The organism is Bacillus sp. AC266, assembly GCF_979253805.1.
Window position 1 is genome coordinate 144,452 of the sequence record NZ_CEEDEC010000006.1, and the last position, 14,988, is coordinate 159,439.

General features: G+C 33.9%; 13 protein-coding genes and 2 pseudogenes. 1 reads left to right on the top strand and 14 read right to left on the bottom strand.

Annotated elements, in window-relative coordinates:
* Positions 1-188: 188 nt before the first annotated feature.
* From AC0IXC_RS22800 to AC0IXC_RS22815, 4 genes are all read right to left on the bottom strand, one after another.
* Positions 189-476, bottom strand: coding sequence for a hypothetical protein (locus AC0IXC_RS22800; protein ID WP_427328113.1), 288 nt, complete (start codon positions 474-476; stop codon positions 189-191).
* A 264-nt stretch (positions 477-740) separates the two neighbouring features.
* Positions 741-1,709 (bottom strand): sugar phosphate isomerase/epimerase family protein, encoded by a 969-nt coding sequence (locus AC0IXC_RS22805; protein ID WP_471653380.1) that lies wholly within the window; start codon positions 1,707-1,709, stop codon positions 741-743.
* On the bottom strand, positions 1,710-2,747 hold the full coding sequence (locus tag AC0IXC_RS22810) for a Gfo/Idh/MocA family protein (RefSeq protein WP_471653381.1): 1,038 nt from the start codon (positions 2,745-2,747) through the stop codon (positions 1,710-1,712). It abuts the gene before it with no gap.
* A gap of 14 nt (positions 2,748-2,761) precedes the next feature.
* Positions 2,762-3,793, bottom strand: coding sequence for a Gfo/Idh/MocA family protein (locus AC0IXC_RS22815; RefSeq protein ID WP_471653382.1), 1,032 nt, complete (start codon positions 3,791-3,793; stop codon positions 2,762-2,764).
* Positions 3,794-3,970: 177 nt separating this feature from the next.
* Here AC0IXC_RS22815 and AC0IXC_RS22820 point away from each other — a divergent pair, with 177 nt between their 5' ends.
* Entirely contained in the window at positions 3,971-4,918 is a 948-nt protein-coding gene (locus AC0IXC_RS22820) for an AraC family transcriptional regulator (protein ID WP_326996321.1), read from the top strand.
* 28 nt (positions 4,919-4,946) lie between these two features.
* Here AC0IXC_RS22820 and AC0IXC_RS22825 read toward each other — a convergent pair whose 3' ends face one another.
* From AC0IXC_RS22825 to AC0IXC_RS22870, 10 genes and pseudogenes are all read right to left on the bottom strand, one after another.
* Positions 4,947-5,348: an RNA-guided endonuclease TnpB family protein gene (locus AC0IXC_RS22825; protein WP_326996322.1), complete on the bottom strand. Its 402-nt coding sequence runs from the start codon at positions 5,346-5,348 to the stop codon at positions 4,947-4,949.
* A 39-nt stretch (positions 5,349-5,387) separates the two neighbouring features.
* Entirely contained in the window at positions 5,388-6,320 is a 933-nt protein-coding gene (locus AC0IXC_RS22830) for a hypothetical protein (protein ID WP_326996323.1), read from the bottom strand.
* A gap of 3 nt (positions 6,321-6,323) precedes the next feature.
* Entirely contained in the window at positions 6,324-7,307 is a 984-nt protein-coding gene (locus AC0IXC_RS22835) for an RNA-binding protein (RefSeq protein ID WP_471653383.1), read from the bottom strand.
* A 289-nt stretch (positions 7,308-7,596) separates the two neighbouring features.
* Entirely contained in the window at positions 7,597-7,890 is a 294-nt protein-coding gene (locus AC0IXC_RS22840; RefSeq protein WP_002166832.1) for a hypothetical protein, read from the bottom strand.
* Between the two features lie 5 nt (positions 7,891-7,895).
* Positions 7,896-8,096, bottom strand: a complete 201-nt coding sequence (locus AC0IXC_RS22845; protein WP_002166831.1) for a helix-turn-helix transcriptional regulator — start codon at positions 8,094-8,096, stop codon at positions 7,896-7,898.
* Positions 8,097-8,425: 329 nt separating this feature from the next.
* A complete protein-coding gene (locus AC0IXC_RS22850; protein ID WP_326996325.1) occupies positions 8,426-11,923 on the bottom strand; it encodes a DNA translocase FtsK in 3,498 nt (1,165 codons plus the stop codon).
* 17 nt (positions 11,924-11,940) lie between these two features.
* A complete protein-coding gene (locus AC0IXC_RS22855; protein ID WP_002166827.1) occupies positions 11,941-12,333 on the bottom strand; it encodes a hypothetical protein in 393 nt (130 codons plus the stop codon).
* A gap of 190 nt (positions 12,334-12,523) precedes the next feature.
* Entirely contained in the window at positions 12,524-13,807 is a 1,284-nt protein-coding gene (locus AC0IXC_RS22860) for a replication-relaxation family protein (RefSeq protein ID WP_326996326.1), read from the bottom strand.
* A 500-nt stretch (positions 13,808-14,307) separates the two neighbouring features.
* Positions 14,308-14,409, bottom strand: a pseudogene (locus tag AC0IXC_RS22865) (DDE-type integrase/transposase/recombinase); the annotation flags it as partial.
* Positions 14,403-14,566, bottom strand: a pseudogene (locus AC0IXC_RS22870) (replication-relaxation family protein); the annotation flags it as partial. The pseudogenes AC0IXC_RS22865 and AC0IXC_RS22870, both read right to left, overlap by 7 nt.
* Between the last annotated feature and the right edge of the window lie 422 nt (positions 14,567-14,988).

Here is a 14,988-nt window from a genome sequence, read left to right on the forward strand (position 1 = left end):
GTGTGGGAATAAACGGAATCAAATAAACAATAAATATACGTTTATATTAAGCTATTTTTATATTATATTCAATTGTTTTTAATTGAATGAAGCTAAGAAGGAATTTTATATGCAGCTGTTATATGTATTGTTTAATAATGCCCCTGTTTCCCCTGCTATAAATCCCCTCTTATTTTCAGTTCTTTGTGTTACTTCATGTACTGCAGTTCAAAATAGAGTTTGTCTGGCTTTTGATTCTTCTCTAAATAACAAAGTATTTCTTTTAGGTTTCCCTCTTCTACTTCTATACTTTCCATGTAGGACATACTTTCATTTTCTTGAACTTTTTGAAAAATAGCAGTAGGTAGTTTAACTGCATCGAACACACCCATTTTGCTTCCTAGCTTTTGTTCAGATGTAGCATCATAGAAAATTTCATTAACAATTACTTTATTATCATCTGGATCGTACATGTACCCTCTTTGTATACGTAGCAATGTATTACTCCTTTCTTATATATTCTCTTCCTAAAAATAATTATATTTATATATATCATTATCGTTGAAAGAGCTATCAAACAATATTATTTCGTAAAATCCGTACTTTGTATAGAGGTAGATACAGGATAATTAGTTTTTGTAATTTATTTTTGAATATTTCGTCCTTTTTTTAACGTTTCTTTTAAAAAAAAGAGAAGCTAATATTCTTTTACGAATGGCTTCTCTGAAAAAAATGTTACTTATTGCTTTTTTTAAAGGAAGTTACACCCACCACATCTGTGAAGGATTTTCCTCAATTAAAATAGATTGAAGATTTTTTGTGGCACGTTTAAATCCTTCTTGAATAGACATGAGTGGATCTTCGTGTTCAATACTTACAACATAATCATATCCATATGTACGAAGTGCACTCATCATTTGCGACCATTCTTCTAAGCTATGGCCACAACCAACAGAACGGAACGTCCAAGCTCTTGTTTTCACTTTACCGTAGGGCTGCATGTCTGTTAAACCATACATATTTACATTATCTTGATCGATGTAAGTGTCTTTTGCATGAAAGTGATAAATTGCATTTTCTTTCATTAATAACTTAATAGCGGCGACAGGGTCAATTCCTTGCCACCATAAATGACTAGGGTCTAAGTTAGCACCTATCGCGTTACATGTTTCTTCACGTAGTTTTAGTAATGTATATGGCGTATGTACTAAGAAACCACCGTGAAGTTCTAAACCAATTTTTACACCATGTTCTTTTGCAAATTCACCAACTTGTTTCCAATAAGGAATGAGCTTTTCTTCCCATTGCCATTTTAAAATATCATTGTATTCATTTGGCCATGGTGCAACAGGCCAATTCGGGTATTTTGCGTCTTCATGGTCACCTGCTACGCCTGAAAAACAATTCACAACAGGTACGTCTAGTAGTGAAGCTAGTTGAATGGTTTTTAACAATGTTTCATGAGATTCTGTTGCAAAAGCAGCATCTGGGGATAATGGATTTCCGTGACAACTAAAAGCGCTAATGATTAAGTCTCTTTTTTGTACATGTTCTATATATACGCTTCTGCCTTGTTCACTTTCTAATAATACATCTAAGTTACAGTGCGAACCTCCAGGATAACAACCTGTACCAATTTCTACTGCATGCAAACCGGCTGCTTGTACATAATCTAGCATTTCTTCAAATTCCATGTGAGAGAAAAGTGTTGTAAATACTCCTAATTTCATTTATCTTCCCGTCTCTTCTTCATGTGTGTTCCCACTTTCGTAAATTGCATCAATAATTTGCGATACTTGCAGCGATTCCTCAGGCTTTACAATTAATTCTTCATCGTATAAGCAAGCTTTTACAAAGTTTTCTGCTTGCAAAATTCCAGGATCACCGTCATTTGCTATCCAAACCGGTTCACTATTTAATATCATATTATGTTTTATTGTATATAACTCAATTGGAAAAATATTTATTCCACCGTTTACTCCGGAGATACTCACATGTTCTTCATCATTTTTAATATTTGCTGCCCAAGAAGTTTCAAATAACAATGATGCCCCATTTTCAAACTTTATATATGCGGTAACATGATCATCAACTTGAAACGTTTTATAATCATATTCTCCCCACATATTTACTTGATTTGGTTGCTTACTAACGGCATTATAGACACTACCAATGACTTCTGTTTGTTTTGGATTTCCAATTAACCAAAGTGCTAAATCAAGAAGATGACAACCGTAATCTATTAAACTTCCTCCGCCTTGTAATTCTTTATTTGTGAAAACGCCCCAGCCTGGTACTTTTCGGCGACGGAGTGCTTTTACACGAACAACAAGAGGTGTGCCAATCTCACCTATCATCATTTGTTTTGCAACTTGCGACTCTTTCATGTAACGATAATGATAAGCGATAGCAAGTTTTTTACCGTTGTTTTTTGCAGATTCTATCATTTTTTCGCATTCTGCCGCTGTTAAAGCCATCGGTTTTTCGCATAATACATGTTTCCCTACTTGTAATGCTGCGATAGAAATCTCAGCATGAAACTTATTAGGTGTACAAATACAAACAGCATCAACTTCTTTAAAGACTTCTTCATACGTTTCAAATACATAAGGAATGTTATATGTTTCAGCGATTTGTTTTGCGCGTTCTATGTTTCTATCATGTATAGCCGTAATCGTACAATATTCATGTAACTTTACAAATGCAGGGATATGGCGACCTTGTGCGATTCCTCCGGCCCCTATTATTCCAATGCGTAGTTTCTTCATGTCTTCACCTTTTCTCATAATGGGATTGTAACAATTTGTTTTGTTTCACTAGATTGTATGGCTGCTAAAATGACTTCTAGCGATTTCATTCCTTCTACACCATTAATTAACGGCTCTTTATCAGAAAGGATAGACTCTACAAATTGCTCAATCACATGTGAATTACTTTGACCAACTGCAGCATTCGATTGAATTTTATCAAGCTCATATTTTACAACTTCACCATTTTTATATTGAAGAATGAGTGAGTAAGTTGGATCATCTTCTAAGCGAAGAGTGGCCTTTTCACCATAAATAATTGTTGAATTATCTTCTTTGCTAACGTAAGACCAACTTGCTGCAAGTGATCCGATAATGCCACTTTCGGTTTTCAACATACATACTGCACAATCATCTACATTCGAAAATGTTTTTGCACTCGTCTCAACAAAGGCACCAACTTCCGTCATTTCTTCATTAAGAATATACCGAATTAAATCCGCCTTATGTACACCCAAATCACCCATTGCACCAAGAAACGCTTCATCTTTTTTAAAGAACCAGCTCTCTTTTCCATCTACACTCCAATTTTCAGGACCACTATGACCAAATGCTGTACGGAAGCTATATATTTTTCCGATTTCTCCATTTTTAATCAATTGTTTTGCCTTTTGGTGAGAAGTAACAAATCGCTGGTTATGACCAATCATTAACTTTTTACCGCTTTTTTCAGCAGCTTCAATCATCATTTCCGCATCTTTTTTTGACGTCGCCATTGGCTTTTCACATAGTACATGGATACCTGATTGTAAAGCAAGGATAGAAATTGATGCATGTAAATCATTTGGTGTACATACACTCACTGCATCTAACTCTTCACAATTGATAAGCTCGTTATAGTCAGTGTACATATTTACACCATACTTATTGGCAATTTCTTTTGCGCGTTTTTTATTACTGTCACAAACAGCCACAATCTGTACATATGGGTTTGCTTCGTATTCTGGTAAATGACGATACTGCGCGATGCTTCCGCAGCCAATAACACCTACTTTTAAAATATTCACTATCATATCCTCCTTTTGCTTGATTTGAAATTATTATAGAAATTTTTTTACTGAAAAAATATGCTATATATCGTTATGTTTTTATCAAAAGTTGCCTTTTTCTATAAGAAATAAGGCAACTTACTTATTGCATTTTGATAAAGGTGTTATATTGCTAATAAGGAGGTGTAAACGTCTATGTCAGAAGGAATTTGTAATAAGCTTGCTGAAGCAATTGAAGAAAAGGTTATTTATCAAAATCCATTACTATTTTTAAAGGTATGGGACATTGTTATGGAAACCTCTTATAATAATCAAATTGAGAGTGCCCCTTGGCATTATCATGAAGAGATTGAGTTTCTAGCAATTATAGAAGGATATTTAGGTATACAAAATAAAGATAAGTATATTGTTCTTGGCCCTGGAGATGTTTTTATTTTGGGGAAATCTGAGTTGCATCGGTCACATAAACCTTCTGCAGGTTCGTTACACTACGTTGTGTTTCAAGTAAATTTAAAACAACACTTTGACCGAAGCATTATACAATATTTACATTGCTTTTCAGAACAAACAAAATCCTTAAATGAGTTAAACTATATTTTTGAACAAAATGAAGTGGTGAAACATGAGGCTTATGTTCTTATTACAGAAATCTTTACAGAATCAAAAATGAAAATGAACGGATATGAAATCGCAATTAGTGCTGCCATTAAGAAATTACTTTTATTACTAGTAAGAAACGACACACATAATATATTAAATTATAGTGAACAAGACGACTTTGCTCGTTTAAAACCAGTACTTGATTATGTAGAAAATCATTTAGGAGAAAAGATAACCGTAACCAAAGCATGTGCATTAATAAATTTAAGCTATCATTATTTCATCAAATACTTTAAAAGAATTATGGGTATTTCCTTTTTAGATTATGTGAATTATAAGCGCATCAAACAAGCTGAGAGTTTATTAATAACAAGTGACCTTAGTATTACAGATGTCGGATGCGAAGTTGGAATTGCAAACATGTCACAGTTTTATAAGTTGTTTAAAAAAGAAAATAACTGTTTACCGAAAGAGTTTAAGCAGCGAATACAAAGCATTGAACTACCCCCACTTTCACTTCGTTTAGAAGTGGAGGATTCCTAAGTAAAGAGTTCTATCGAACTCTAATTTATTAGGCTATCCCCGCAGTCCTTGCGGTTAGAAGCTTTATTTCTTCATTCTTTAGATTGATACTTGCGTTAATATCTCTATCATGATGTGTACTACAAGAAGGGCAGTCCCATTTACGTAGGTTTAGATTTTTAACGTCTTTGTTTTGATATCCACAACAAGAACATAATTGGCTTGAAGCAAATGTTTTCGATACGATAATGACTTGTTTGCCGTACCATTTTGCTTTATATTCCAACATGGTTCGAAACTGTGACCATGATACCTCACTAATTGCTTTTGCTAACTTATGATTCTTTAGCATATTCGATACTTGCAAATCTTCTATACCGATAACATCGTGGTTTTTGATGATTTCAAATGATAAAGCACGCAAATCATCTCTATTTGTAAAAGTAAACAAGCCACCCTTTAAAAGAAAGCAATAGCTTGCAAGGGTGGCTTAATTTGTTTTGAATAACTTTGTATTTAATTGCTTCATCTCCCCTTCTGCAAGAGGCTGATAAAAAGCGTGTTGTAATCCTTGAGAATGTAAGGTTTCTCCTATACATAGCAATACTTTACCAGGAATTAAATCAAGTAGTAAATCATTATTAATTTGTTTTGCCTGTTTTTCAGTAGAAACATAAATAACTAAGATTGTAGGGTTATTCCCCAGGTCTTGCATAATAACATCTTTCCCTGACTCTACAAAAGTCTTCCATCTAGCAATAATCCGTTTTAATCGATCCTTTGTATCTGATAATAAGGTGGAGTATACAACAAAATTAAACTTACGATCTTCTCCACCGCTTACTACAAAACTTAAAGGAGGGGTAAAAACCCCTTTACTTATAGATGGATGCATAATATGCCCCACAAAGGACGGAGCATAGCGTAAATGGCAAAGTAAGTCTATATCATGCCAATAACGTAGGTGAACGTATTTGCCGTGATTATCAAGGCGCTCTGGAGCAAAGTAAAACATATTTCCTTGCCAGTACTTTAAGAGCTTAAACCCATTATCGGATAACGTATAAGCCTCCTCAAGAATTTCCATATCAAAAATCTCTACTTGCCATTTTTCAATGAGACGATAGTAAAGTAGTCCTTGAAGTGCATCATTAATTCTCTTACGCGAAAACTTATCTTTGAATAGATATAATAAATGATTAAAACGAACAGATGTATGAATACCGATGAAAGTTAGTATTGCATGCTGTTCTTCTGTTAAACGCTGCTTAAACGTAACTAATTCGTCATAGGAATGGAATACATAGGTTTTATCCAGACTATGTATCCGATATACCTGAAGTCCCTGTGCGTCCTCATTTGATAAATGTGGGACGGAAGGGAGATATGGAGACATTTGATTCTCTATTGTACGCATAGTCATTCATTAAAATTGAAAGATTGCAGAACTAGATTTTTTACTTTGGCCTTGAGGATAATTTAAAATACGTACAGTTCCTCTGCGATTTTTTGGATCAATATTAAGCAGCTCACATGTAACGATTGTTTGGTTAATTGCATCTTCTGGAGTTGGATTAGCAAGATTACGGCTCTTTAATCCTTTAAATTGAATACCAGGTGCAACTTCTACGAAAATACCAGCAATGGCATCTACACCTACAATTTTACCTACAAAACGGTCACGTCGCTTCTTAAGATCTAATAGCTTTTCCATTGGATCTGTTTCTAGTTTCTTTTTATTTCCTCTAAATTCATAGCGGCCGTTCTTTTCTACTACTTTATCGATAATGAGCTCTACAACATCACCAATAATAATATCCTCCGGACGTACAAATGAATGTGACCAATGTGAGTACCTTACTCCTATAGTTACACCATGGACTTCAACCAGAACGGTTTGTGCAGTTGGAATATGACCTGAAACTGTTCCTGTGTATACTTTATTCCCACCTTGTGAGGTTACTTCATCATATAATCTTTTTTGTAATGCGAGCTCTCCTGCTGTGATTGATACAACAGCAAAGTTCCCTTCCTCTGTCTTTTGGAAATGCTCAATGATAACAGGTTTTGTTCTACCAACTAGCCATTGAGGATTCTTAGGAATTGTTATCCCCGCCTCTGTAATTGGGCAGTATGCAGTTGTATGGGTACCAATTTGCATCGTAAGTACGGGTATGCGTTCTGATTTACCATTTTTAGTTGGGAACAACTTTTCAGAGACTACTGTAATTAAGCCTTTACCTATAATACGTTCACGTTTCATACGAGCTAACTCTTCTAATTCATGCTCACGTACTCGCTCAAATTGATTAAAGTTTGTTTCTACTTGTGTGTCTCCTACTGTGATTTCTTGTTCAAAAGCCATCCCTAGTTCTTCTGCAACGTGTGTTGTTTCTTTCTCTACTGTCATCCTATTTTTCCTCCTAGAATGTAAAAAAGGACACACCTGTACCGTTGGAATGGTACGTAAGGTGTGTCCTTCACGTAAGTTATGTTTTGTTTATATAATTATTAATTTTAATATAATGGTATTAGGGGATTTATGCAAGTGTTATTTGGATCAACTTCAAATATTTTATGCTGTCCACTTAAGCAAATGCAACTGTTGGTTTAAGGATATTAATAAAATTCATTTTTAAAGAAACATACTGTTCAATCGTCTAACAGAACATTATAAAACAACTAACTAGTACAATATATCAGTAATTTTTCCTGTTTCTGTTGATAAATATAATAATACTGCCTAGCACACTTAATGAAAGTACAAAATATAACAATAAATCAGGTAGAAATTCTGAAGGAACAATATCTATCGATTGAAAAATAATAATGGCAATGATACCTAAAGATAGGATGTTGTACAACACATTATTTGTTTTATATTGAATTTCTCTTCCTCTTTCGTCTTTTGCTTCATCACTTGATTGAAATTTTATTACATACATCTGACTGATGAATATTAAAACTAAAAATAAAGATTTTAACCACAACATATGTCTCACTCCTCCTGATAATCGAACACGTCAGTTATTGACTTTTCAAATATATTTGCAATTTTAAAAGCAAGAATTAGAGAAGGATTATATTTATTTTTTTCAAGAGTAGCGATAGTTTGACGACTAACACCCACTCTTTTTGCCAGTTCTTCTTGAGTCCAACTTTTTTCTGCTCGACATACCACAATTTTATTATGTAACAATAGCAACACCTCTTGAAAAGATTGTAATTTATTTCTTACAATTCGTAAAGTATTTTTGACAAAATGTTTTTTGTAATTAAAAATACGCACAAAAAATATCCCTTTATACAAAGGGATAAAGTGGTATAACTTTTTTAAAAAAGGTACCTCATTCTTATAAACAGTACGATTTTATTTCAAAGGTACAGGTGTGAAATTCCAATTCACACCATTTTTAGAAACAATTCTTTTATTAATCGGCAATAAAGCTTTTGTAATAACATCGTGATTTTATTACAAGTCAACATCTCTCATTAATTTCAAAGTATTGTTCTAATTGAAAGGCTATATTAATCAAATATATCGTTTAATTCCTTACTCATCACGTTAGATGTATTTTTCTTAGGTTGTTCATTTCTATATGACAGTGGCTGTGCACCACTATACTTATTTTTCTGTTGAGCCTTGAGACGTTCTTGACGTTCTTTATAGGTCATACGGCTATACTCTTGTTGCTCTTCAGTGTTTTTTGTGTTTTCTACCATGTTTTTTTCTAAGTTTTTATGAACAGTAGCACTAATTGATTCGTAAACTTTTGCAACTTCGTCATCTAGTTTGTTTTCTTCTGTAAAATCTACTGCTTCTATAACTGGAATCAGCTTTTCACCAATATCTGTTTCTGATTCTTCCGCTATTTGCAGTGTATTTACTTCTTCTTGTAACTCCTCTTGGAATGGTTCGGTTTTAATTGAAAGCTCCGTCTCAATTGAAGCATCTGTGTTCCACTCTTGTTCCATTATAGAAATGGATAAACCTTTGTTAAGTTCGGCCACATCCATATCTATTTCATAGGAATCTACTATATCCTCTGGCTTTAGCTCAATTACTTCCGTGATTATTTCTTCAACTACCTCTTCATGTATTTCAGGTGTTACACATTCCAACTTTTGTTGCGTGTCTATGTCATTTAAGACTCCATGACGTTGTAAGGCATCTAGTAAGCGTGAGGCACGTGTAGAACCAATATTAAATTTATCCTGCAATGCCGATAGGGAAGCCGCCCTGGATTGCTTCACAAAAATTATAACATCATCATATAAGATATCTTTAAAAAAGCTTGTCTCTTCAAGCACGGCCTCCTTGTCTTCGCTTGGAATGGCTACTACTTGAGGAATACTTTTATCGGAATTTGTTTCGTACAAGACGGTAGAATTTATATCAGACGCCTCTGGCGATAGTGGACTACTATTGTCTTTTGAAATTAGAACTTTACGAGGTTCTTTTCCTGTATAGGAGCTGACAACTAGATTTTGTTCTAACTTCTCAATTAATCGCGCTGTCTTCATATAGCCAATCCTAAATTTTCTTTGCAGCAGGGATGGCGAGACTTGCTGTGATTCAATTACGAAGCTTTTAATCTCTTCATATAGAGAAGTGTCCTCTTCATCTTTCTCGTTGTGGCTTGTCTGTTGTTCATTAGCAATGGATGTATTTGATACAACTATATCTTCGACTTCTTTTGTTTCAGGTTCAGATTTATTCACCTTATAATTATCCAATGAGACAATGTGCTGTTGTCCCTCGTCTGTTCCTATAGAATTGTTCTGCTCCATCGTATCATTCTGTATAGGTGGTAATGGTTCTATTGTTTTCATATTCTCTGCATTTACGTGCTTCATTGGATTTGCTTTAGTAATAGATTCCTTAATTAGAATGAGACGCTCATTTCCCCAATATTGCCCTAGTTTTTCGTCAACTTGAATAATCGCTTTAGCAAACTCTTCTTTGGGTACAAAATTACTTGTGATTTGTTGTACAGGCTGCACATGATTATCTTGTACGATACGAGCAGCACAAATAAATGCACCTTGTGCCATAATATCCCCTGGCGACATAACCACTTCTTTTGTTTTTTGATAGGTTGATCCTAAACGACTAACGGGATTCTCTTGCATAGGAGAAATGCCTTGTTCAGATTCAGATTCTTTAAATTCCTCTTTTTCGCCAAACATGTCAGAGAAAATCTTTGCATCATATGGCGTAACATCTCCAAATATCATTTTGTTACGGAATGAGCCCAGTAAGGTAAACATGTACTGCTCTGTGAAATCGAGAGCTAATTGAGATAGTGTTTGGCTTGCAATTGTCAGGATTACTTTATATTTACGAGATTGTGCAGGGAATTCTTTAAACGGGCGGACAACGTAATCTGGGAATTCATCGACAATTATATGGTGGTATGGTGAAACGTTTGGTTCTCTGCGGAATACAGCATTCTGCATACTAAGTAAGACGAATTTTCCTAATACGTTAGAAAGGTCTGCCAATTCCCCTTTTGCCGTATTTACTAGTAAAATTCCACCTTGTTCTAAATGTACATCAAAATCGAAATCGGATTTACCAAATAAAACTCGTCGTATTAGTACGTTCGAAGCAAGGTCTTTTAAAATATTACGTAATCCTTTTACATATTCTTCTTCTCTATCATAATGCATGGGGTGCCCGCGGTATTTCCCTTTTTTATAAACCGCAGGTTCGCCTTGAGAATCTGTTTTTTCTCGAATGGTATTATCAAACCACTCATCTATCCCTTTTATAATTTTATATTCGTTGTTCTGGTCCCGCGAAGCAGCGCCAGTTTGAACAAAATCGTATAACTTTTCCACCTGTACTTTTAACAGTTTATGCATACGATGGACACGTTCTACATCATCATACATCTCTATCAAGTCATCGAAGGTTACATCTTTTTGCGGGTTGTGCAGCTTTAATAAATAGATATGTTGCTTAAGGTGGTTACGCTGTGCTTGCTCAAAGAATGCATTGTTTGATTCAGATAAACCTTGAATAACCATCGCGAACACTTCTGCTACCTTATCAACTGGTCCACGCAGAATGTTTATGTTTTTTGTATCTGGATTAGTTGGATCAATATAGTAAACAGAGCTTTCAGGAATTTTGTGTGCTTGAACTAATTTGTATACTTTCTGACATAAATCATTACTAGGTTCAATTACAGTAACACCATTTAAAAAGGTCCCTTTTACTTCTTCCGTATCATAATCATTTTTTTTATAAGCATTTTCGAACTTATTAATGAAACGTACCATCCAGTGTAAATCTTGATTAATCATCGGAATGATTAAACTAGATGTTTTACCAGAACCAATCGGACCAATAATGATTACGTTTAGTGTTCTATCTTTCCCTTTGATACGAACCATTTCTTTATGCTCAATATGAGGACCAATTTCTACATCAGGATATATTTGTTGTTCTTGACTATTAAACCATTTTTGTAACTTATGGTTTTTGTATTCATATTTTTGTACCCATTTTAAAATTTCTTCCCGGTAACGAACAATATGCCCGCTATACCAAAGAGTAAACAAGATCATAAATACAGTCGGTAAAAACACAAATATCATGGTTAATGTGTGGAAATTCCCCGTTAATACTTGGCCTACTGCCTGATATTCACCAAAATTAACATGCGTTGCTTTATCCGTGAGATAAGGGATAACTTTTGCGTGAATTGGAGCAGTTGAAAACCATAAGAATTGGATATCAACTGCGATGTGTGAAGCAATTAGAATGAAAAGTTTCCCATTTTTCACATGTAGAGCTGGAATACGGCTGTAGAAACGAAAACTAAATTCTCCTAGAAATAAAGAGAAGAACATTAAGATAAGTGGTACATATGTAATTTCTATAGGATAAGACGGTGGTTCAAATGCATAGTATAGTAACTTTATATAGTTTATTAAACCGACTCCAAAAGAAATAATAAATGCGCTAATTAGTGTAATAGTTGTAAATAAAGGTAACCTTTGCTTAAACGTATCCATATAGGCTCACCTATTCCTTACAGAAACAGCTGAGCTTTATGGCGGAATGTAAAACGATCTTGTAACTCTGGATTAAATCGCTCTTTTGATTTTTCTAGAAAGAACTTCGCTGTATCTTCAGTCTGTTTTAAATATAGGTCGATACTAGCTTTTTCACAAAGCTTGTCATATTCTTCTTGAGAAAGTACAGCAATATTCACTTCTATTTTCTTAGCAGCTGCAGTTTCAATCAATACGTCGTACCAATAATAATTAGGCTTACCAGGTATTTGAATATCTTGTAGTGAAACGCTGAACTCCGCACCTTCTTCTGTAATATGTTCAAGTACTAGTTCTGGATTTGCTAATGCCTCTCTCACAGAAAGCACTCCCCCATTGGCTGTTGATGCAGTTGTAAATTGCAAATTCATTTTCATTTTCCACCTTTCTCCAAATGAAAAAAAGGCAAGCGACACCCACTGTAAAAACAGCGTGTGTCGCTTGCCTTAATTCATATGTTCTGATTTGATTGTAGTTTTAATTATATGTTCAAACGCTATTCTACCACTTTAAATAATGAAAATCAATAAAATTATATAGTGTTATATAAAAAATAATAGATTAATATAACTCAACAAGTTTACGTCTTTTCGGATGAACGTTATTTGCAGTACGTACCATGATCTGTTCATCCGTGTCTATATGGATACTTTCATTTTGGATTGATAGCAGTCGTACATTTTCATAAGTGTCCATCAGAAGAATATCTCTGGGCTTTTCACGTTTAGGATAGATAACTACAAGTGGAACACCGTCATCCCCTTCTCTTCTTGAAAACACGACGTCATCTAATCTAGCGATCATTCGGTAATCATTTTCGTTCCCAAAAATAAAGAAGAAATCTTGTATAACGTCTTTGTCTCTCCTATAAGTTCGACGTAGACCGCCATCTATTGGTTCCTTAAATGTTTGTACGTTCTCAACAAATGCATAACGCCACTCAGCATCCCCTACTGTACGTTGAGATAAAGGCACAAGAATATCTTGTTCGAAATTTTGGTTGTCATCTTTTCCAAGAATGATATCTGAAATAAGGTCTCCAGCATCTTTAAGTGAGCAGACGTACATATTTAGATTAGGTATTGTCATTAAAAGTTCGTGATACTCCCGCATAGAAAATAATAGATTCTTCATACGTACGTATGGTGGTTCTGCTTCTTCTGCAAGGAACATTGATTTGTCGTACATGACAAAAATAACTGAAACATTGTCCTTCGTTTTTTGAGCATATTCTACATACTTCCCTACTTTTTCAACTAAGGTAGAATTGGTTTCTTTACACATATCCATTTCAATATAGATATTTTTATCTTGATATGAAATGTGTTCATCAGGTATCACCGGTAACTGGCCATCCTCAATTTTCATATTTTTCTTCAGGTAATAAGAGCGGATATCTAATTTATATAATATCTCATTGTTTTGTGTCTTCTCTGTAGTAGCTAGTAGAGTACGAACAAGAACCTCACGTGAACATAAAGTGTGAAGTGAATTTATACGTGAATATCTTTTTTTTGAAGCGCCAGGTGGGAGCTTCCCTATCTCTTTTAAGAATTCAATTATTTTCTCTTTCAAGGAAAATAAAGCGCGTTTTGTTATACTGTCATCCCTTTTATCTATTTTTTTAGTTAGGATAGCACCATATTGGGAGTATCGGTCGAGTTTTGTAAATACGCTTGCTTCTGAACATTCCCTCCCCTCAAATGCACTATATAACGTAGTGATTTGACGTGTTGTAAGGGCTCTTTTGTAATATAAAACTGTAAAAACAAATATGTCTGCTTCTTTTAGATGAAAATATTTTTGGGTACCTGGTCGTTTATATTTATACACTTTTTTGAACACTATATACACCTCGTATCTTAAATTAAACTAAAACTAAATAAGTATCATTTTATATATACTAGTACATCTAAATATTGGTTGTAAAACAAGAAAAAATGAATGAGTGGATTTGCCTTCTAGAGATACCTACTCTTGTACTCCAAAGTTGGGATGATAACTTGCTTTATAAATCTGTAGAAAATTATTGATTTAATGGGATTTACGAGATTGTTCTGATTGTTAGGACGGGGTACTGCTAGATACCTAACAAGCATTCAAAAGAAAAATCACTAATAAAGTGATGTTATACCGTCCTAACAAGACGTAGATAGGAATATTAAGATTTTTATGGATTGAAATTATTCAAGAATTATAAAAAGGATTTTGATAACAAAGAGTGATTTTCTTTCCTCGTTATTAGATTATTAATTTCTTTTTTGTGATTGAGTGTCTACTTCTACTACTGGTTCAGTGCGAGATTCCATTTTTTTTAGGCTTTTCCTTTTGTGTTGAATCATCAATTTACTTAGATGAAAATTAATGTTATTTCTTTCTGAATCAACGGCACGGTATAAATACGTCCATGGGCTCTTTACCTTAATATAGATTTCATAGACTCCCCATTCACTAAACCATAAAACTACATAATAAATTTTGAGATACCGTCTTTTGTTCATATGAAAATAATGGAGTAAAAATGTCAGAACGATCGAAGTAAACTTCTCAATCATTTTAACCTACAAAGTGTTTAACGAAATAATCGAGTGATTTTGTGGATATGAAATTAACAATCTTCCCTAATAGATTTTTAGGAATGACTGAAATTGATAAGAAATTGATAAGAAATTGGATTCACATGCAGCACCCTTGTTTTTACTGCATACACAGTTATGCGAATTAATAACAGAGTTAAGTGAAGAAATACATTAACATAACATTAACAATCCCTTTTCTAACAAGAGATGAATCATGTAAAAGCAAATTGTTAATGAAGGAAAAATGAAGTATGAATTTTTAAAGAAACTTAATGGAAGCTTTTAATCAATATAAATAGATGAGTGCAATGTTAATTATTAAAATACAGAACTTTTCCCTCATTATTATATAAGCGGTACATATAAGTCTTGTACATGCAACTTATATGTACCGCTTACTTTGTAGTGTTGATGTGAAATTGATATATATAAGAATGAAATTTATTG

What these genes read in the sequence shown, in the direction of transcription:
- AC0IXC_RS22805 (WP_471653380.1), bottom strand. Translation starts at nt 1,709, where the DNA reads ATGAAATTAGGAGTATTTACAACACTTTTCTCTCACATGGAATTTGAA.
- AC0IXC_RS22810 (WP_471653381.1), bottom strand. Translation starts at nt 2,747, where the DNA reads ATGAAGAAACTACGCATTGGAATAATAGGGGCCGGAGGAATCGCACAA.
- AC0IXC_RS22820 (WP_326996321.1), top strand. Translation starts at nt 3,971, where the DNA reads ATGTCAGAAGGAATTTGTAATAAGCTTGCTGAAGCAATTGAAGAAAAG.
- AC0IXC_RS22830 (WP_326996323.1), bottom strand. Translation starts at nt 6,320, where the DNA reads ATGACTATGCGTACAATAGAGAATCAAATGTCTCCATATCTCCCTTCC.
- AC0IXC_RS22835 (WP_471653383.1), bottom strand. Translation starts at nt 7,307, where the DNA reads ATGACAGTAGAGAAAGAAACAACACACGTTGCAGAAGAACTAGGGATG.
- AC0IXC_RS22840 (WP_002166832.1), bottom strand. Translation starts at nt 7,890, where the DNA reads ATGTTGTGGTTAAAATCTTTATTTTTAGTTTTAATATTCATCAGTCAG.
- AC0IXC_RS22850 (WP_326996325.1), bottom strand. Translation starts at nt 11,923, where the DNA reads ATGGATACGTTTAAGCAAAGGTTACCTTTATTTACAACTATTACACTA.
- AC0IXC_RS22855 (WP_002166827.1), bottom strand. Translation starts at nt 12,333, where the DNA reads ATGAATTTGCAATTTACAACTGCATCAACAGCCAATGGGGGAGTGCTT.